Annotated in this window: 20 protein-coding genes; 16 read left to right on the top strand and 4 right to left on the bottom strand. The window is 67.3% G+C overall.

The features are described from left to right. The first annotated feature begins 53 nt into the window (after window positions 1-53). The 7 genes from QFZ36_RS04610 (at window position 54) to QFZ36_RS04580 (ending at window position 7,597) form a co-directional block, all read left to right on the top strand. A complete protein-coding gene (locus tag QFZ36_RS04610; protein WP_306634282.1) occupies window positions 54-1,037 on the top strand; it encodes a tetratricopeptide repeat protein in 984 nt (327 codons plus the stop codon). Then, entirely contained in the window at window positions 1,037-2,134 is a 1,098-nt protein-coding gene (locus tag QFZ36_RS04605; protein WP_306634280.1) for an NADH:flavin oxidoreductase/NADH oxidase, read from the top strand. The genes QFZ36_RS04610 and QFZ36_RS04605 overlap by 1 nt, the downstream gene beginning before the upstream one ends. 80 nt (window positions 2,135-2,214) lie before the next feature. Further along, window positions 2,215-3,009 carry an ABC transporter ATP-binding protein gene (locus QFZ36_RS04600; protein ID WP_306634277.1) on the top strand — a complete coding sequence of 265 codons (795 nt, stop codon included), beginning with the start codon at window positions 2,215-2,217 and terminating at the stop codon, window positions 3,007-3,009. Next, window positions 2,991-4,562, top strand: coding sequence for a transporter (locus tag QFZ36_RS04595; RefSeq protein ID WP_306634274.1), 1,572 nt, complete (start codon window positions 2,991-2,993; stop codon window positions 4,560-4,562). The genes QFZ36_RS04600 and QFZ36_RS04595 overlap by 19 nt, the downstream gene beginning before the upstream one ends. Before the next feature lie 20 nt (window positions 4,563-4,582). After that, entirely contained in the window at window positions 4,583-5,365 is a 783-nt protein-coding gene (gene nagB / locus QFZ36_RS04590) for a glucosamine-6-phosphate deaminase (RefSeq protein WP_306634272.1), read from the top strand. A 118-nt stretch (window positions 5,366-5,483) separates the two neighbouring features. Beyond that, entirely contained in the window at window positions 5,484-5,816 is a 333-nt protein-coding gene (locus QFZ36_RS04585) for a DUF3039 domain-containing protein (RefSeq protein ID WP_373427016.1), read from the top strand. Further along, window positions 5,816-7,597, top strand: coding sequence for a DEAD/DEAH box helicase (locus tag QFZ36_RS04580; protein ID WP_306634269.1), 1,782 nt, complete (start codon window positions 5,816-5,818; stop codon window positions 7,595-7,597). The genes QFZ36_RS04585 and QFZ36_RS04580 overlap by 1 nt, the downstream gene beginning before the upstream one ends. Before the next feature lie 64 nt (window positions 7,598-7,661). Here the strand turns inward: QFZ36_RS04580 and QFZ36_RS04575 are convergent, their stop codons facing one another. Next, window positions 7,662-8,300, bottom strand: a complete 639-nt coding sequence (locus QFZ36_RS04575) for an isochorismatase family protein (protein ID WP_306634267.1) — start codon at window positions 8,298-8,300, stop codon at window positions 7,662-7,664. Then, window positions 8,300-9,628 (bottom strand): nicotinate phosphoribosyltransferase, encoded by a 1,329-nt coding sequence (locus QFZ36_RS04570; RefSeq protein ID WP_306634266.1) that lies wholly within the window; start codon window positions 9,626-9,628, stop codon window positions 8,300-8,302. The genes QFZ36_RS04575 and QFZ36_RS04570 overlap by 1 nt, the downstream gene beginning before the upstream one ends. A 140-nt stretch (window positions 9,629-9,768) precedes the next feature. On the opposite strand from QFZ36_RS04570, the gene clpS reads away from it, so the two are divergent. The 6 genes from clpS to rdgB all read left to right on the top strand — a co-directional run bounded on the left by clpS (window position 9,769) and on the right by rdgB (window position 14,157). Next, window positions 9,769-10,152 (top strand): ATP-dependent Clp protease adapter ClpS, encoded by a 384-nt coding sequence (gene clpS, locus QFZ36_RS04565; protein WP_306634264.1) that lies wholly within the window; start codon window positions 9,769-9,771, stop codon window positions 10,150-10,152. Then, window positions 10,145-10,711, top strand: coding sequence for a DUF2017 domain-containing protein (locus QFZ36_RS04560; protein WP_306634263.1), 567 nt, complete (start codon window positions 10,145-10,147; stop codon window positions 10,709-10,711). Before clpS ends, QFZ36_RS04560 begins: the two co-directional genes overlap by 8 nt. A 105-nt stretch (window positions 10,712-10,816) precedes the next feature. Next, window positions 10,817-11,830, top strand: a complete 1,014-nt coding sequence (murI, locus tag QFZ36_RS04555; protein WP_373427015.1) for a glutamate racemase — start codon at window positions 10,817-10,819, stop codon at window positions 11,828-11,830. Continuing rightward, window positions 11,827-12,624 (top strand): MBL fold metallo-hydrolase, encoded by a 798-nt coding sequence (locus tag QFZ36_RS04550; protein ID WP_306634261.1) that lies wholly within the window; start codon window positions 11,827-11,829, stop codon window positions 12,622-12,624. The genes murI and QFZ36_RS04550 overlap by 4 nt, the downstream gene beginning before the upstream one ends. A 109-nt stretch (window positions 12,625-12,733) precedes the next feature. Further along, the gene (gene rph / locus QFZ36_RS04545; protein WP_306634259.1) at window positions 12,734-13,492 is read left to right on the top strand and encodes a ribonuclease PH; all 759 of its coding nucleotides are present in this window, start codon (window positions 12,734-12,736) and stop codon (window positions 13,490-13,492) included. After that, window positions 13,489-14,157 carry an RdgB/HAM1 family non-canonical purine NTP pyrophosphatase gene (gene rdgB, locus QFZ36_RS04540; RefSeq protein ID WP_306634258.1) on the top strand — a complete coding sequence of 223 codons (669 nt, stop codon included), beginning with the start codon at window positions 13,489-13,491 and terminating at the stop codon, window positions 14,155-14,157. Before rph ends, rdgB begins: the two co-directional genes overlap by 4 nt. A 111-nt stretch (window positions 14,158-14,268) precedes the next feature. On the opposite strand, the gene QFZ36_RS04535 is transcribed toward rdgB, so the two are convergent. Continuing rightward, a complete protein-coding gene (locus QFZ36_RS04535) occupies window positions 14,269-15,063 on the bottom strand; it encodes a VTT domain-containing protein (protein ID WP_306639094.1) in 795 nt (264 codons plus the stop codon). Window positions 15,064-15,214: 151 nt separating this feature from the next. On the opposite strand from QFZ36_RS04535, the gene QFZ36_RS04530 reads away from it, so the two are divergent. After that, the gene (locus tag QFZ36_RS04530; RefSeq protein WP_306634254.1) at window positions 15,215-16,225 is read left to right on the top strand and encodes an exonuclease domain-containing protein; all 1,011 of its coding nucleotides are present in this window, start codon (window positions 15,215-15,217) and stop codon (window positions 16,223-16,225) included. 72 nt (window positions 16,226-16,297) lie between these two features. Beyond that, on the top strand, window positions 16,298-16,777 hold the full coding sequence (locus tag QFZ36_RS04525) for a DUF4395 domain-containing protein (protein ID WP_306634253.1): 480 nt from the start codon (window positions 16,298-16,300) through the stop codon (window positions 16,775-16,777). Here QFZ36_RS04525 and QFZ36_RS04520 read toward each other — a convergent pair. Continuing rightward, window positions 16,758-17,840, bottom strand: coding sequence for an ADP-ribosylglycohydrolase family protein (locus QFZ36_RS04520; protein WP_306634251.1), 1,083 nt, complete (start codon window positions 17,838-17,840; stop codon window positions 16,758-16,760). The genes QFZ36_RS04525 and QFZ36_RS04520 overlap by 20 nt on opposite strands. Window positions 17,841-18,014: 174 nt before the next feature. Here QFZ36_RS04520 and QFZ36_RS04515 point away from each other — a divergent pair, with 174 nt between their 5' ends. Then, window positions 18,015-18,929: an aquaporin gene (locus QFZ36_RS04515; protein ID WP_306634250.1), complete on the top strand. Its 915-nt coding sequence runs from the start codon at window positions 18,015-18,017 to the stop codon at window positions 18,927-18,929. The last annotated feature ends 5 nt before the right edge of the window (window positions 18,930-18,934 follow it).

Below are 18,934 nucleotides of genomic sequence, written 5' to 3'. Positions count from 1 at the left end.
TCCCCGGATCTGCAGTACCCCCGGCAGCGGCCGGAGTGGCTAGAGTGGAAAGCATGAGTTCGCCAGCTTCCCGCCCAGTCCCTCCTGCCGCTGCCAGCCTGCTTAACCTGCGCGGCGCCGTCGACCTTTCTTCACTGAAGCAGCGCCCGGCACCGTCCGGCCCGTCCGCACCGCCGCCCACAACCGGCGATGGACAGCCCGGCTCGGCTCCCGGCGCTCCGGAACTGAAGGTCAACGTCACCGAGGCCAATTTCCAGCAACTGGTGGAGCTCTCAGCGCAGGTGCCCGTGGTATTTGCGCTCTGGGCCTCCTACTCGCCCGAGTCCGCCGGCATGCTGGACGTCCTTGAGCGGGTGGTGGACAGCTACGGCGGCCGGCTGGTCCTCGGTGCTGCCGATATCGAAGCGTTCCCGCAGCTGGCCCAGGCGTTCCAGGTGCAGGCGGTGCCCACCGCCGTTGCCGTGCTGAAGGGCCAGCCCGTCCCCCTGTTCCAGGGCGGTGCAGACGAACAGCAGGTACGCAGCCTGTTCGACGAACTGTTGAAAGTGGCAGCGGCAAACGGCGTGACGGGAAGCCTGGGCGGGGAAACCGGGGCAGATGCGGAGCCCGCGCCGCTGCCGCCGCTGCACCAGGCCGCCTTTGATGCCATCGAGGCAGGCGACTACGCAGCTGCTGCGGACGCCTACCGCCAGGCGCTGAACGAGATGCCGTCGGACCGCGAGGCGAAGGCCGGGCTGGCCCAGGTGGAGCTGATGCTGCGGCTCCAGCCGATCACGGCCCAGGACAGCGAAGCCCTCCGCGCCCAGGCGGCCGATGAACCGGACAACCTGGAGGCCCAGCTTGCCATTGCCGATCTCGACGTTGCCGGCGGGCACGTGGAGGACGCGCTGAACCGGCTGGTCAGCTTTATCGGCAGGAATTTCGGACCGGAACGTGAGACCGCCCGGGTCCGCCTGCTGGAGCTGTTCGAGGTGGTAGGGACGTCAGACGAGCGGGTTGGCAAGGCACGCCAGGCCCTGGCACGGGTGCTGTTCTAGTGTCCGCACTGTTCGAGCCGCTCAAACTCCGTTCGCTGGAGCTCCAGCACCGCGGCTGGGTGTCGCCCATGTGCCAGTACAGCTGCGATCCTGACGAGGCGCCGGGAGTTCCGCACGACTGGCACCTGATGCACCTGGGCTCCTTCGCCGCCGGCGGCGCGGCGCTGATCCTCACCGAGGCGGCGGCAGTTAACGCCGAAGGCAGGATCAGTCCCCGGGACGCCGGCCTGTATAACGACGCCCAGGCGGAGGCCTGGCAGCGGATCACCTCCTTCGTGCACCGCTACGGTGCGGCCGACGCAAAAATCGGCGCCCAGCTGGCCCATGCCGGCCGGAAGGCCTCCACGTACTGGCCCTTCTCCGGCCGGCAGGGCAGTGTCCCGGAGTCCGACGGCGGCTGGACCACCGTGGGGCCCTCGCCGTCTGCCTTCGATGGCTATGCTGTGCCGTCCGAAATGACGGAGGAACAGATCAAGGGAGTCATCAAGGACTTCGCCGCGGCCGCAGTCCGGGCCGTGGATGCAGGATTCGACACCCTGGAGATCCACGGGGCGCACGGCTACCTGCTGCACCAGTTCCAGAGCCCGCTGATCAATGCGCGGACTGATGCCTGGGGCGGGAACGAAGAAGGCCGGAACAGGCTCATGCTTGCGGTGGTGGATGCGGTGCGGGATGTCATTCCGGACTCGATGCCCCTGCTGCTGAGGATCTCGGCGAGCGACTGGGCCGAAGGCGGGGTGGACCTGGCAGCCTCCGTGCGCCTGGCCCGGCAGGCCGCCCAACATGGTGTGGACCTCGTCGACGTTTCCAGCGGCGGGGCCGTGGCCCATCAGCAGATCAAGGCCGGTCCCGGCTACCAGACCGGGTTCTCCGCCGCTGTCCGCAGCGAGGCCGGAGTGCCCACTGGTACCGTGGGCCTGCTGACCTCCGCCGGCCAGGCTGAGCACGCCATTGCCACAGGGCAGGCAGACGGCGTTTTCATCGCCCGCGCTGCCCTGCGGGACCCGCACTGGTGGCTGCGCGCAGCGTTTGAACTGGGCCACGACATCAAGTGGGCGCCGCAGTACGAACGGGCGGTGCCGCGCCGGACTTTCTGATCGTTGCCGGCGTACTGGCCCTAACTCTCTGCTCCTGCGGGAGGACGCCCGTTCCGCACGCTGAGGACTAGTCTGGCTTCATGACTGCTCAGCAACCAGACCCGGCACGGGCCGCCGCTCCCGTAGCCGCGCTCTCCATCCGCGGCCTGGCCAAGCGCTTTGGCCAGAAGATCGCGGTGGACGGCATCAGCCTGGACGTGCCGGCCGGTTCGTTCTTCGGAATCGTGGGCCCGAACGGTGCTGGCAAGACCACTACGTTGTCAATGGCCACCGGGCTCCTGCGCCCTGACTTTGGCACGGCCGTCGTTCACGGGGTGGACGTCTGGGCCCGGCCGCTGGAGGCCAAGCGGCTGATGGGCATCCTGCCCGATGGCGTGCGGCTGTTCGATCGGCTCACGGGCGAGCAGCTGGTCACGTACGCAGGACTGCTGCGCGGCATGGACAAGGACGTGGCGGCCAGCCGCGTGGGGGAACTGCTGGCAGCCCTGGACCTGGCCCAGGACGCGGGCACCCTGGTGGTGGACTACTCCGCCGGCATGACCAAAAAAATCGCCCTGGCCTCAGCCCTCATCCATGCACCCCGGCTGCTGGTGCTGGACGAACCCTTCGAGGCAGTGGATCCGGTCTCTGCCGCCAATATTCGATCCATCCTGGACAGCTACGTGGCCTCCGGCGGAACGGTGATCGTCTCCAGCCACGTCATGGACCTGGTGCAGCGCATGTGCGACCACGTTGCCGTGGTGGCCGCCGGCCGGCTGCTGGCCGCGGGTACGGTTGACGAGGTGCGCGGCGGGGCCTCGCTGGAGGACCGTTTCGTCCAACTGGTGGGCGGCCGCAGCCACACGGAAGGGCTGGAATGGTTGCGCACCTTCTGAGGCTCAAACTGACGCTGCTGCGCAACGGCCTGCGCCGCAGCCCCTGGCAACTGGTGGGCATGGCCTTCGCCGGGCTCTATGCGCTTGGCCTGGTGGCCACGCTGGTAGTGGTGCTGGTCCTGCTGCGCCGGGCGGACCAGGAACTGGCCCAAACAGCCGTGGTGCTCGGCGGGTCCGCGGCCATCCTCGGCTGGGGAATCATTCCCGTAGTCGCCTCGGCCACGGACATGACGCTCGATCCGGCCCGCTTCACCACCTTCGCCATCCCCATGAAGCAGCTGCTGGCGGGGCTGGCGCTGGGCGGGCTGATCGGGATTCCCGGCCTGGCCACAACCCTGGTGGCATTGTCCACGGTGGTGACCTGGTCCCGGGGCGTGCTGCCCGCGCTCGCAGCCCTCGTCGGGGCAGCGCTGGGGGTGCTGACCTGCATCGTGCTGTCCAAGGTGGTGACCACGGCAACTGCAAGCCTCGCCGCCTCCCGGCGCTTCAAGGACGTCAGCGCCATCGCGTTTATGGTTCCGCTGGTCCTGCTGGGCCCGATCGTGGCGGGATTGAGCCGGGGAATCTCCGCCTCCGCCGGTTTCCTCCCGGAGTTCGCGCAGGCGATGTCGTGGACCCCGCTGGGTGCCCCCTGGTCCGTCGCCGGCGATATCGCAGCAGGGCATCCGGGACCGGCTGCCCTGAAGCTGCTCGTAGCGGCCGCTGTCCTGGCCGGACTTGCCTGGTGCTGGAAGCTGCTCCTGGAGCGGGCCCTGGTTAATCCGCCCTACTCGGGCAGCGGCAAGCGCAAGGGCGGAAAGCTCGGCCTGTTCGGGCTCCTGCCCGCCGTTCCTGCCGGCGCCGTCATGGCCCGGTCCCTCACCTACTGGATCCGCGATCCCCGCTACTCCGGCTCCCTCATCGTGGTCCCGCTGCTCCCGGTGCTGCTGGTGTTCCAGGGCAGCCAGACCGGCGACTTCAGCACCCTTGCTTTCCTGGCGCCCCCGACGGCGTTTATCCTCGCCTGGTCCATCTCCGCCGATGTCTCCTATGACAACACCGCCTTCGCGCTGCACCTGGCCAGCGGCGTGCGGGGCGTGGACGACCGGCTGGGCCGGGCGCTCGCCTGCCTGGCCTTCGCCCTGCCGGTGGTCCTGGTGTTCGCCGTTGGCCACGCCGCCTTCACCACGGACTGGGCGTCCTTGCCCGGCCAGCTGGGATTGAGCCTGGGAATCCTCTTTACGGGGCTGGGATTGTCCTCCGTGGTTTCGGCCCGCTACACCGTGGCGGTTCCGCTGCCGGGGGACAGCCCCTTCAAGAAGCCGCCCGGAAACGTGGGCCAGACCCTGGCCGTCCAGTTCGCCGGGATGGGAATTTTGTTTGTCCTGGTTCTGCCCGAGGCTGCGCTCCTGGTGGCCCAGCTCGTCACCGGCAACAGTCTTTTTGGCTGGCTGGACCTCGGCGCCGGGCTACTGGTGGGGCCGGCACTCTTGGTGACCGGCGTGAGGCTGGGCGGGAAATGGCTGGACGCCCGGGGGCCCGAACTTCTGGCCCAGGTCACCGTCAACCGCTGAAAAGCCCGGAAAGGAAAAGCATGGAAGTCGTTATCCTCAACGGCAGCAAGCAGATCAGCAAGCTGGCAGCTGACGCCATCGGGGAGCTGCTCCGGCGGAAGCCGGACGCCGTCCTGGGCCTGGCCACCGGGTCCTCGCCGTTGCCCATCTACGATGAGCTGGCGGCCCGCCACGAGCGCGACGGCCTGGACTTCAGCCGGGCGCACGGGTTTGCGCTGGACGAATACGTTGGCCTGCCCGCCGGCCACCCGGAGTCCTATCGTGAGGTGATCCGGCGGGAGTTCACCAACCGGGTGAACATCCCGCCGGACAACGTTCACGGACCGGACGGAACAGCAACGGACATACTGCCCGCCTGCCGTGCCTATGAGGAATCCATCGCGGCAGCCGGCGGCATCGACCTCCAGCTCCTGGGCGTCGGCACCGACGGCCATATCGGCTTCAACGAGCCGGGCTCCTCCTTTGCCTCACGCACCCGGATCAAGAGCCTTATCGAGCAGACACGCCGGGACAACGCCCGGTTCTTCAGCAGCCTGGCCGAGGTCCCGCACCACGTCCTCACCCAGGGCCTGGGCACCATCATGGACGCACGGCATGTGATCCTCGTGGCAACCGGGGCACAGAAGGCGCAGGCAGTGCGCGAATTCGTTGAAGGGCCGGTGGCTGCGGTCTGCCCCGCGTCGGTGCTGCAGTTCCATCCGCATGCCACGGTCCTGCTGGACGAGTCTGCCGCCTCGGCCTTGAAGCTGGCGGATTTTTACCGCCACACCTACGACAACAAACCTGCCTGGCAGGGACTCTGACCGCCGCTGGGACGCGGGGCAACGCGACGGAAAAGTACGACGGCGGCAGGTTCCGGGCGGCGCTGCGGGACCCTCCGGCGTCGAACGGCCGGCCGCCGGAACGGCTAAGATGGATCGCATGACTAGCATGACGGACCCTCTCGAAAACGACCCGATGCGCGAGCTTTCCGGGGCTGGAACGTCCACAGCCACCATTGAGCGCGAGGAACTGCGCCAAGAGGTGGAGCCCGGGGACCGGGAGCGCTTTTCGCACTATGTGCGCAAGGAAAAGATCATGGAGTCCGCGCTGACCGGCGAGCCTGTCATCGCCCTGTGCGGCAAAGTCTGGACGCCGGGCCGGGATCCGCAAAAGTTCCCGGTGTGCCCTATGTGCAAAGAGGTCTATGACGGCCTCCGCCCGGGCAACGACGGCGGCAAGGGTCCCGGAGGGGACTCAGGCAACAACAAATAGTGACGGAGACGCTCTTTGGCGGCCCCACCCTGCCTCCGGCTTATCCGGAACGTGCAGCCTGGGGAACCGCCCCGAAACTCCGTGCCTGGCAGCAGGAAGCCCTGGACCTCTACCTGAGGGCAAGTCCGCGGGACTTCTTGGCGGTGGCCACCCCCGGCGCCGGTAAAACCACTTTCGCGCTCCGTATCGCGTCCACGCTGATCGACTCCGGAGCGGTGAACCGCGTGACCATCGTGGCACCCACGGACCACCTGAAGCGCCAGTGGGCGGACGCGGCTGCCAAAGTCGGCATCGCCATCGACCCCAACTTCAAGAACTCCGACGGCCAGCACGGCCGCGGCTTCATCGGTGTCGCCGTGACCTATGCCCAAGTGGCCAGCAAGCCCCTGCTGCACCGGGCCAAAACGGAGGCCGCGCGGACACTGGTGATTCTTGACGAAATCCACCACGGTGGCGAGGCACTCTCCTGGGGCGACGGCCTCCGGGAGGCATTCGACCCCGCAGCGCGCCGGCTCTCCCTGACCGGAACACCCTTCCGCTCAGATACCTCGCCCATTCCGTTCGTGGAGTACGCGGAGGACCGGGACGGCATCCGCCGTTCCAAGGCGGACTACACCTACGGCTACGGCAACGCCCTGCGGGACCACGTGGTCCGGCCGGTGATGTTTATGGCGTACTCGGGCCAGATGCGCTGGCGCACCAGCGCCGGCGAGGAGATGGCGGCGTCGCTCGGCGAGGCCGCCGTGACCAAGGACATCACCTCACATGCCTGGCGGACGGCCCTGAACCCGGCGGGCGAATGGATTCCAGCCGTACTGGCCGGGGCGGACAAACGGCTGAGTGAAGTGCGCCGCACCGTCCCCGATGCCGGCGGACTGGTGATTGCCACGGACCACGAGGACGCCCGGGCGTACGCCGGACAGTTGAAAAGGATCACGGGGGAATCGCCCACCGTCATCCTGTCCGATGATGCCAAGGCCTCCAGCAAGATCGAGGAATTCACCGCCAGCGAGAAACGGTGGATGGTGGCCGTCCGCATGGTGTCTGAAGGCGTCGACGTTCCCCGGCTGTCCGTCGGGGTGTACGCCACTTCCACCTCAACCCCGCTGTTTTTCGCCCAGGCCGTGGGCCGCTTCGTGCGTGCCCGCAAAAGGGGCGAGACGGCGTCGGTCTTCCTGCCCTCGGTACCCCAGCTGATGGCGCTGGCCAACTCGATGGAGGCCGAACGGGACCATGCCCTGGACCGGCCGGAGAAAGAGGACGGGGACGGCCTCTTCAACCCGGAAGACTCGCTGATGGCGGAGGCCAACCGTGAGGACAAGGCCTCCGACAGCCTGACCAAGGGCAAGTTCGAAGCCCTGGACTCCCAGGCGTCCTTTGACCGCGTCCTGTTCGACGGCGGCGAGTTCGGAACCGGTGGTGAAGTGGGCTCCGAGGACGAGCTGGACTTCCTGGGCATTCCCGGGCTGCTGGACGCCGAGCAGGTGGGCACACTCCTGCGGCAACGCCAGCATGAGCAGCTCAACCGCAAGAACCGGAAGGCTCCCGCGGCGGCGGCTGCTCCTGGACCGGCGGTCCCCGACCACCGGCTGCTGATGGACCTCCGGAACGAGCTGGCCAAAAACGTGGCTGCCTGGTCAGCCCGGACCGGCACGCCGCACGGCGTGGTGCACACCAAGCTGCGAACGGTGTGCGGAGGCCCGCCCGTGGCCCAGGCGAACGAGGAACAGCTGCAGTCCCGCCTGCGGAAGCTTCAGGACTGGTTCATCGGCAGGAAATAACAGTGACCTGGAACGGAAGTGGCCCGGTGCAGAGCGCCGGGCCAGTTCTGGTTTCTGCGACAGGTCAGGAGACGTCCACGCCGCCGAGTTCCAGCTCGGTGATTGTTTCCTCCAGGTCATCGGCAATTCCCGCTGTCAGGGGCCGGATGACCGTTACGGAGTAGCCCGCCTGCACGGCATCCAGTGACGTGGCTTTGACGCAGTAGTCGGTGGCGATGCCCACCACCACCACCTCCTCGACGTCGTTGCTCTGCAGCCAGTCGTCCAGACCGATGGCGTCTTCATCCGGGGTGAACCGGTCAGCTTCGCCGGTGCCGGGCAGCGCGCCCGGCTGCCGCTCGCCGGTGGGAACGGCATCCTCAGGTGCCAGCAGTCCCTCAAAGCCGGAGTAGGCGGCAGCGAACTGCCCCTTCTGGAAATAGGCCTCGATGTATTCGGTGTCCAGGTCCGGGTGAAGCTCCGCTCCCCGGGTCCCCGCCACACAGTGCGGCGGCCAGCTGTCCACGAAGTCAGGGGTTTCCGAGAAGTGGTCGCCCGGATTGATGTGCCAGTCCTGGGTGGCCACGATGTGGTCGAACTCGTTGTGGTGCGCGTCGATGTATTCGCTGATGGCGCCGGCCACTTCCGCTCCGCCTTTGACAGCGAGGGATCCCCCTTCACAGAAATCGTTCTGGACATCGACGATGATCAGGGCCCGGGACATCAGTTCTCCTCGTAATTGGTGGGAATGGCTGCTTCCCCCCGCTGGAGGCGGTTGACCACTGCGGGCAGTTCAGCCATGGTTTCGGCGTGGCGGCGGCGGGCACGGACCACGCCTTCATGGCCGGTCCAGCCCGGCATGAGTTCGCCGTTCTTCATGAACTGGACCAGCAGCGGACGGTCGTTGCCGTCGTCCTCGGGTCGGTGGCCCACGCCCACTATTTCGGAGGTGGCAATGCCCCGTTCGTCCAGCTTCCGGAGGGCGTACTTCCGGCCGCCCACGCTGGCCTTGTTCTTGGCGGCCTTGGCCACGGAGACGAAGTTCCCGTCGTTGTCCGTGCGGCTGACGAGCTTGTAGACCATGCTGGCGGTGGGCGCCCCGGATCCGGTGACCAGGGACGTCCCTACGCCGTAGGAATCCACCGGCGCGGACTGCAGCGCGGCGATCGCAAACTCGTCCAGGTCCGAGGTGACCACGATCTTGGTGTTCTCGTTGCCCAGCTGGTCCAGGAGCTGGCGCACCCATTGGGCCTGGGCCACGAGGTCGCCGGAATCAAGCCGGACGGCGCCAAGGCGTGGACCCGCGAGGTCCACGGCCGCACGCACGGCTTTTTCGACGTCGTACGTATCCACCAGGAGGGATGTGGACTCGCCGAGGGACGCAATCTGTGCCTCGAAAGCGTCCCGCTCGGTGTCGTGGAGGAGCGTGAAGGAGTGGGCGGCGGTGCCTACTGTCTTGACCCCGTAGCGGATGCCCGCTTCAAGGTTGGACGTGCTGTCGAACCCGGCAATGATGGCTGCCCTCGCGGACGCGGTGGCTGCCTCCTCGTGGGTGCGCCGGGAACCCATCTCGATGCAGGGGCGGCCGCCGGCGGCGGTGACCATCCGCGACGCTGCGGATGCGATGGCGCTGTCGTGGTTGAGGACCGAGAGCAGGTAGGTCTCCAGCATGCAGGCTTCGGCAAAGGTGGCCTCGACGATGAGGATGGGGGAGTACGGGAAGTAGGCTTCGCCCTCCGGGTAGCCCCAGATGTCACCGCTGAAGCGGTAGGACGCCAGGTACTCCAGCGTCTCCTCGTTCACCACCTTGGTCCGGGCCAGGAAGTCCAGTTCCGCCTCCCCGAACCGGAAGTTCGCAATGCCCTCCAGCAGCCGGCCAGTCCCTGCCACGATCCCGTAGCGCCGGCCGTCCGGGAGCCGCCGGGCGAAGGCCTCGAAGACGGACCTGCGGTGCGCGGCACCCGAATGGAGCGACGCCTGCAGCATGGTCAGCTCGTAGTGGTCGGTGTAAAAGGACGTGCGGGGATGGTCCCAGCCGGCTGAGGTGCTCACGAAAGTCACTCTAGTCCCCACCGGCTCCCACGTCTCGCTTCGCTTCGCCGCGGGGCCCTCGCCGGCGTGGGCCCATCCACCGGCTCCCACGTCTCGCTTCGCTTCGCGGCGTGGGCCCATCCTCCCCATAGAATGGACAGATGACCTTAAGCGTTGCGCTCGGCCCTGATACGCAAGAGGGCACCCGGACCGGCACGGCGGAGTCCACCGATTTCCTGGCCGCCCCGGACATCCCCTGGAACCTGGTGATCTGGAATGACCCGGTCAATCTCATGAGCTACGTCAGCTACGTGTTCCAAAGCTACTTCGGCTACTCGGAGACCAAAGCGAACAAGCTCATGATGGAGGTTCACAAGAAGGGCCGCTCGATCGTTGCCAACGGCAGCAAGGAACAGGTGGAGCGCCACGCGGTGGCCATGCACGGCTTCGGGCTGTGGGCCACGGTGGAGAAGGCCAGCGGTGGATCGGGCGGTAATTCAGGAAAGTCCGGCGGGTCCGGCCAGGGTAAGGGGAAGCGTGGCTAAGGCGTTCAAGTACGGACTTAAAGGAATCACCGGCTACCTGGAGCCCACCGAGCGGGAGCTGCTGCGCAGCCTCATCGACGACGTCATCTCCATGCTTCAGCCGGAGGAGCGGAAAGGCCAGGACCCGCTGGCCGCCATGATCGGCCTCGACATGGACGTCGCCGAGCCCACGGACAGGGCAATGAAGCGGCTGCTTCCGAATGTGATGAAGAACGACGACGGCGCGTCGCTGGAGTTCCGCCAGCTCACCGAGCGGTCCCTCCGTGAGACAAAGATCGGAGCCCTCCGGGCCGCCGCGCTGGACCTGGACAAGGATGAGATCGTCCTGACCGCCGAGGGAGCCCGGCACTGGTCAACCGCGCTGAACGACGTCCGGCTGGTCCTGGCCGAGCGCCTGGACATCCAGGACGAAGAGGACGCCGAGCACGTCCACCTCATGCAGGACTGGTCCCAGGCCGAGGATGTGGAGAGCTACCTGGCCCTGGTCTACAACTTCGCCACCTGGCTGCAGGAATCGCTGGTCCAGGCTATGCTCCAGTCGCTGGACACCCGCCGTTGAGCGGTGGCCGGGTCCTTCCGTGTCAGGCGTGTGACAAATTAGACATGAGTCGCAGGCCACAAGATGATGGCTGAGGCTCCGGGGAAGACCTATCCTCGAATAATCATGACAACAGCCTCGAGCATGGACCCGTCAGCTGAAGCAGCAGGGTCCGAAGCCAGCGACCTGCCGGCCGCCGCCGTCGAATCCCGGCCCATCGGTGTGTTCGACTCCGGAGTGGGCGGCCTGACCGTGGCACGCTCCATCATTGACCAGCTCCCCAACGAGTCCATCCTCTACGTGGGGGATACCGCGCACGGGCCTTACGGTCCGCTGCCCATTGCGGAAGTCCGTGCCAACGCCCTGGGCGTGATGGACGAACTGGTGGACTCCGGCGTCAAGCTGCTCACCATAGCCTGCAACTCGGCGTCGGCCGCTGTGCTCCGTGACGCCCGCGAGAGGTATACGGCGAAGTACGGCATCCCTGTCATCGAGGTCATCCAGCCGGCGGTGCGGCGCGCCGTTGCCGCCACCCGCAGTGGAAGGGTGGGGGTGATCGGCACGTCCGCCACCGTGGGCTCGCGGGCCTACGAGGATACCTTTGCCGCCGCGCCGGACCTGGAAATCACGTCGGTGGCCTGCCCGGAATTCGTCAGCTACGTGGAGGCCGGAATTACCACCGGACCTGCCCTGCTGGCTGTGGCGGAGGAGTACCTGGCCCCGCTGAAGGCCGCCGGGGTGGACACCGTGGTCCTGGGCTGCACGCATTACCCGCTGCTGACCGGCGTCATCTCATATGTGATGGGAGCGGACGTCACCCTGGTGTCCAGCGCGGAGGAGACCGCCAAGGACGTCTATCGAGCCCTGGCCACCCACGACCTCCAGCGTATGGAAACTGCCCCGCCCGAACACCATTTCGTGGCGACCGGGGATGCCGCCCAGTTTGAGGCGCTCGCCCGCAGGTTCCTTGGCCCTGAAGTCCTTTCCGTCCGGCACGTGGACCACGTGGCGGCCCAGTATCCCACCGGCAGCCTGGCCCGCATCACCCCGGAAATGATCGCGGCCGCTCAGAGCGCCGGCGCCCGCCCGCGGATCTCCAATTTTGTGGGCAGTTCCGTGGCCGGGGGTCAAGGCCAGTGAAGCTCACTATCGTCGGCTGCACCGGGTCCTTTCCCGGGCCGGGATCCCCGGCGTCGTGCTACCTCCTGACCGCCAACGACGGCGAGCGGACCTGGAAAGTGGTCATGGACCTGGGCAGCGGGGCCCTGGGCGCCATCCAGCGGTATACCGACCTTGAGGACATCGACGCGATTTTCCTCACCCACCTGCACCCCGACCACTGCATGGACCTCTGCGGCCTGCACGTGGCCGTCCGGTGGAAGCCGGGCGGCTGGGGCAGGGGCCGGATCCCGGTCTGGGGACCGGCGGCCACGGCGGACCGGATGGCCACCGCCTACGGCCTGGAACTTGACCCCGGCATGCGCGAGGAGTTCGACTTCACCAACTGGGCCGAGCGCGAGCCGGTCACCGTTGGTCCCTTCACCGTGACCCCCTTCGCCGTGAACCACCCGGTGGAGGAGGCATACGCCCTCCGGGTGGAAGTGGTGGAGCCGGACAAGGAGGGCAACCGGACTGCCAAGACGCTAACGTACTCCGGCGACACGGACTCCTGCGCAGGCCTGGAGGAGGCCGCGAAGGGCGCTGACCTGTTCCTGTGCGAAGCGGCTTTCGAGGAAGGCCGGGATGACGGCATCAAGGACGTCCACCTGACGGGCAAGCGGGCAGGCGAAGCCGCTGCCGCTGCCGGTGCCCGCCGGCTCCTGCTGACGCACATTCCGGTGTGGACGTCGCAGACCACAGTGATGGCGGAGGCGCGGCCGGTTTTCGGCGGCGACGTTGCGGTGGCCGTGGCCGGGGTGCACTACACCATCTAGTTCTTGCTTCGCCGGCAGCTTATTGCCGGGGAGTTCTTTGGCCCGGAGTTCCTTTGCCGTCGGATAGCCCTGGACAGCCCGTGCGCCCGGCAGTGGATAAGCTAAAGGCATGACTTCTGAAGCAACTGCAGTGCCCATTGTGCGCGCCGACGGCCGCGCCCCGGACCAGCTCCGGCCCATCAGTATCACCCGTGGATGGTCCAACCAGGCTGAGGGATCGGCCCTGATCGAGTTCGGCAACACCCGGGTCCTGTGCACGGCTTCCCTCACCGCAGGAGTGCCGCGCTGGCTCAAGGGGGAGGGCCGCGGCTGGGTCACGGCCGAGTACGCCATGCTGCCCCGCGCCACCAACACCCGCTCCGACCGCGAATCCGTCAAGGGCAAAATCGGCGGCCGCACCCACGAGATTTCCCGGCTCATCGGCCGCTCCCTGCGCTCCATCATCGACACCAAGGCCCTGGGCGAGAACACCATCGTGCTGGACTGCGACGTCCTGCAGGCCGACGGCGGAACCCGCACGGCAGCCATCACCGGCGCCTATGTTGCGCTCGCGGACTCCATCCGGTTCGCCCGTGACAACAAGCTGATCGCGAAGAACGCCCAGCCCCTGGTTGACACCATCGCAGCGGTCTCCGTGGGCATCATCGACGGCGTACCCATGCTGGACCTGCCCTACGTGGAGGACGTCCGGGCGGAAACCGACATGAACGTGGTGGTCACCGGCTCGGGCAAGTTCGTGGAGGTCCAGGGGACCGCCGAAGGCGCGCCCTTTGACCGCGCGGAACTGGACCAGCTCCTGGACCTGGCCCTGCTCGGAACCACCCAGCTCGCGGCGATCCAGCGCGAAACCCTGGCAGACACACTGTGAGTGCGGCAGGTACCGTCCCGGGGCAAGGCGTGGCCCCGCGCCTGGTCCTTGCCACCCATAACAAGGGCAAGCTGCGGGAGCTCCGCGAGCTCCTGCGCGGGCAGGTGCCAGGGCTCGACGTCGACACTCAAGTGGTGGACGCAGCAGCGGCAGGTGCCCCCGACGTCGTCGAAACGGGGGTGACGTTCGCCGAGAATTCCCTGCTCAAGGCGCGGGCCGTCGCCGAAGCGACAGGCCTGGTGGCCATCGCCGATGATTCCGGGCTCGCTGTGGATGTGATGGGCGGAGCGCCAGGTATTTTCTCGGCCCGGTGGGCCGGGAGCCATGGGGATGACGCCGCGAACCTGCGGCTTCTGCTCAACCAGCTCTCCGACGTCCCGGATGCCCACCGCGGCGCCGCCTTTGTCTGCGCGGCGGCACTGGCGGTCCCCGCGGCAAACGGCGATTCCGGACGCGAGGTAGTGGAGTACGGGCAGCTGGAGGGCGTCCTCCTGCGCGAACCCCGCGGTGACGGCGGCTTCGGCTACGACCCCGTGCTGCAGCCGGTGGGGGAGACCCGCAGTTGCGCGGAACTGTCCGCCGGCGAGAAGAACGCGATCAGCCACCGCGGCAAGGCGTTCCGGGCGCTTGTGCCGGCCATCGTCGAAGCACTGCAGTACCGCTAAGCGGGCACCTGCGCAGGGCGGTCGACTGAACCTGCCAACGCCTTAATACAGGAAAGGGTGCGCTCCGGGCCGAAGCCTGGGGCGCACCCTTTTTAGCTGCAGGGCCCGCTGCTACTCGGGCCGCGTTCCGCCAAGGTGGCGGGGCGTCTTGTGCTCTTCCTCGGGCGCGTGTTCTTCAATGAACTCGTCCACGGGGTCCGTGCCGTACGCCGTGGCCTGCCGCCTGGCGGCCATGCCGCGGAGGACCTCCACCCCGATGGGCAGAACCGACACCAGCACGATAGCGATGAAGATAATGTCCAGGTTGTCCCGCACCCAGGGGATCCGGTCTCCCAGCAGGTACCCCAGGAGCGTCACGCCGCCGCCCCAGAGGAAGGCACCAATGACGTTGTAAACGAAGAACTTCTTTTTGCTCATCTGCGCAACGCCCACAATGACCGGGACAAAGGTCCTGATGATCGGCACGAAGCGTGCAAGGATCAGGGCTTTTCCGCCGTGCTTTTCGAAGAAGGCGTGGGCATTCTCAATGTTCTCGCGCTTGAAGAGGCGGGAATTGGGCTTGTTGAAGATCGCCGGGCCGGCTTTGGATCCGATGAGGTAACCGGTCTGGTTGCCCACGATGGCCGACACAACAATCAGCAGGGCGAGCAGCCACACGTTGAATTTAATGGTGTCCGTGGCCACCAGCAGGCCGGCGGTGAACAGCATCGAGTCACCCGGCAGGAAGAAGCCCACCAGCAGCCCGGTTTCTGCGAAGACGATGCCGCAGACAAGCAGGACCACCCACGGTGCGAGGGCAGGATCAGCCAGGAAGACCTGGGGGTTCAGCCAGTCGGGCAGGAAGGATGCCAACTGTGGCTGCACCGGTCCCGCACCGCCCAGCATGGACACAGCGAAGTCGTTCATCACAGGAAAGTTCACTCCTCAAGGGTACTTGACGTGCCTCTTCCGCCCGGTGGCTCCGGGAGGTCCCGGCCGGTGCGGACAGGGGTGATATCCGTGACATGGCCGCATGGGTGGCGCGGGAACGAGCCGGTCCGGCGGTAAGGTGGGGCCCGTGGGTTTGGACTTTACGGCGATCGACTTCGAAACTGCCAACGGATTTCGGGGCTCACCCTGCTCGGTAGGCCTGACGAAAGTCCGCGGCGGCAAGGTTGTTGAGGAAGCCTCATGGCTGATGCGTCCGCCGGCCAGCCATGACCACTTCGATTACCAGAACGTCCGGATCCACGGGATCACTGCCGCCGACGTCGCGGGGATGCCCCGGTTTGGGGAGCTCTTCCCGGAGATCGGCGCTTTTATTGGCGATGACATCCTTGCGGCGCACAATGCGGCCTTCGATCTCGGTGTGATCCGCTCCGGGCTGGAAGTGTCAGGGCTGCCCGGCCCGGCCTACGACTACGTCTGCACCGTGATGCTTTCCAGGCGCTGCTACTCGCTGGTGTCCAATTCCCTGCCCTTTGCCGCGGAGGAGGCCGGGGTTCCCCTGGTCAACCACCACGACGCCGCCGAAGACGCCCGTGCCTGCGCCGGCATCCTGGTGGACATCGCCGGCCGCAACGGCGCCAACAGCATCGCCGAGCTCTACTTGTCGCTGGGGCTCATGATGCCGCGCCAGGAAGCCTTCGACCCCGCCCGGGACACGCTGTCCAAGGCCAGCCTCGCCGCCCTCTCCAGCGCCGCGGCCAGCGGGGCAGGGCTGGTCAGGCCCTTCCAGGGCGGCTGGCCGGAAGAGGGAGCAAACCCCGAGCCCAATCCGCACGCAGAGCCCGGCCACCCGCTCTACGGCCAGACAGTCGTTTTCACCGGACAGCTTTCCATGGGCCGGCCCGAAGCGAAGCAGCGCTCTGCCGAATTCGGTGCCCGGACGGAGAGCCGGGTCACGGGACGCACCACCGTCCTGGTGGTGGGGGATGGCTTTGTGGCCGCAGACCTCCGCTCGGGCAGGCTCACGGGCAAAGCCCGCCGGGTCCTGGAACTCCATGAGCGGGGACAGGCCATCGAGGTTCTTTCTGAGGGTGAATTCCTGCAGATGGTGAACAGTTTCGCCGGAGCCGTCAGCGCCTGAGCCGAGGTCCGCGCGCGTTCACGCGGCGCAACAAACCTTCCGCCCGGCGTCGGAGGCCCCTAGCCTGGCCTCATGCGCACCGTATTTGCCTTCCCCAACCCCGTGAACGAGTACGCCGCCCGCGTGACGGCAGGGCTGGTGGTTGTGCTGGCGCTGGTGACGGCAGCGGCGGGGTCGGGATGGGGCCTGCTGGCCATCGCCGCCGGGTTCTGGCTCCGCGTGCTCTTCGGACCCCGGATCTCGCCGCTGGCACTGCTGTCCGTGAAAGTCATCACCCCACGGCTGGGCCACGTGAAACTGGTTCCCGGGCCGCCCAAGCGCTTCGCCCAAGGCATGGGTGCGGTGGTCTCCACTACGGCCCTGGCCCTGTTCGCGGCCGGCGCTGCCCCGGCCGCCTGGACAGTGCTGGGCATCCTGATCGTGGCGGCGTCGCTGGAAGCATTTGCCGGGTTCTGCCTCGGCTGCGTGATCTTCGGATTCCTGCAGCGGCGCGGGCTGATTCCGGCGGAAGTTTGCGAGGCCTGCAACAACATTAGTCTCCGCCGGTTGTGACCTTTACCAATTGGTCCGCCATGCCGCGGATCACGTCCTGCCCTTCCAGCGCCGCAAGCCATTCCGGGGGGAGGCAGACTTCGCCGTAGTAAGCGCCGAGGATGTTCCCGGCAATGGAGCCGGTGGAATCGCTGTCGCCGCTGTGGTTAACGGCCAGCGCCACAGCATCACGGAAGTGCCGCGCTGGTTCCGCCGGCGCCGCTTCCGGGAGCGTGGCCAGGACGGCGTAAAGCGCGACGGCGAGGGCTTCCTCGGCGACCCATCCCTCGCCGAGCGCCTGGACCAGTTCCTCCGGCGTCACGACGCCCTTTCCGGCCAATCGCAGGGCGGCCTCCAGCCGTTCCGGCAGCTCGGGCGCCACACCATCAAGGCCGGCGGCCTGGGCCAGCGCCCCGGCTGCCGCTTCCCGCAGTCCCTCACCGGACACCAGGCGGTGGATGAGGAGGCTGAACGTTCCCGCACTCTGGCGGGCTGACGGGTGACCGTGCGTGAGCGAGGCGGCGTCGGCACTTAGCTTGTAGACGGCGTCGGGTGTGATGTGCGGGATGAGCCCGAACGGAGCTGAACGCATCACGGTCCCGCAGCCCTTCGAGTCAGGGTTCACGGGCCGGGCGGAGGTGCCCATTTCCCCGGTGGCGAGCCCGGAGATGCAGGCCTTGCCGGGATGCCGCCGCTGGTGGAGCACTTCCTGGGCATCAATCCACCGGGTTTGGGGGACGGGAGCCGACGGCGGTGCTGTTTCCCCCTGGGTGGCAAACCACCGCAGGTACGCGAGCCACAGGCAGGCGTTGACGTCCGCGCCGACGCCCGAGTTCGCCCACTCCAGCGCCTCAACGAGGCCGTCCACGGTATACAGGGTCATCTGGGTGTCATCGGAGAAATGGCCGGGACCGGTGAGGAGATCGAGACCAGTGAGGCCATTCCTGCCGTAGCGGCTGCGGACCTGGTCAATCGAGTCGAACTCCACCGCGTAGCCCAACGCATCTCCGAGCGCGCCGCCCAGGAGACAGCCGCGGATACGGGACTTGAGGGAAGGGGTGGAAGTGTCCGACTCAATACTCATGGTTGCAAATTTACCGTGGCCGCCACGGGCTGCCCGACCCCACCGGCGACACTGCGAGTGGCAGTACGGCAGCGTTGCTGGCAGCGGTGTCCAGCGAACGCACAGCCTGCACTGGAATAATGTCCGGGTTGCCCGTCGGCAGTTCCACACCCGCCTACCTCGAAGGTCACCACCATGAGCACGCCTGTCCCGGCCCGTCACGACGCATTCCAGTCAACCGGAACTGACATAGCCCAGCCACGGCTTCTGCCACGCCTGGTGGCCGAGGCGTTTGGCAGCTTCTTCCTGGCCCTTGCCGGGCTCGGCGTGCCCCTGTTCAGCATCCCGCAATCCAGCCCCCTGCCTGCCGCCCTTGCTGCCGGGCTCGCGGTGACCGCGGCCATGCTTGCCTTCGGCCATGTTTCAGGCGGCCATTTCAACCCCGCCATTACGGCGGGCCACCTCGTCGCCGGCCGGATCCGTGGAGGTTCCGCCGCCGCCTATGCCGCAGCCCAGCTGGCCGGGGGACTGTTGGCGGCGCTGGCCCTGTACGGAATCCTGCGCACGCTGCCCGGGATCGCGGACAGCCGGACGGCGTTTGACACCGTCACTGCCGGCTTCGGCGAACACTCCATCATCCAGGCGCCGCTGGCGGCCGCGCTGCTGCTGGAGATGATCGGCGCCGCGATCATCACCGCCGTCTTCCTGGCAACAGCGCGCCGGGACAGCAACGGCCGCTCCGCTGCAGCTGTTGCCGTTGGCCTGTCCTTCGCCGTCCTCCTCCAGCTGGGCCTGTCCGTGGGCAACCTGCCCTTCAACCCGGCAAGGGCCATTGCCTCCGCAGTGTTCAGCTCGGGATGGGCCGTTGAGCAGCTCTGGGTTTTTGTCGCGGCTCCCCTGGTGGGCGCCGTGATCGCCGGGCTCGCCTTCCGGAGTTTCGGTGCGGGGACAGACGCGTCCGGGGAAGCCCCGGCGGCTACCGGTGATGAGCCCGTGGCAGCCGACGATGAGCCTCTGGAAGCCGACGAGACCGCGGCTGAGCGCGTCACCAGGGACACAAAAACTGAAACCAGCGAAGCGCAGGAGTTCTTCGACGGCAAGCGGGGCTGACCCTG

Source organism: Pseudarthrobacter siccitolerans (assembly GCF_030823375.1).
GTDB lineage: Bacteria > Actinomycetota > Actinomycetes > Actinomycetales > Micrococcaceae > Arthrobacter > Arthrobacter siccitolerans_A.
The sequence above is the reverse complement of the archived record's forward strand: the minus strand, read 5'-3'. Positions and strand labels throughout refer to the sequence as shown.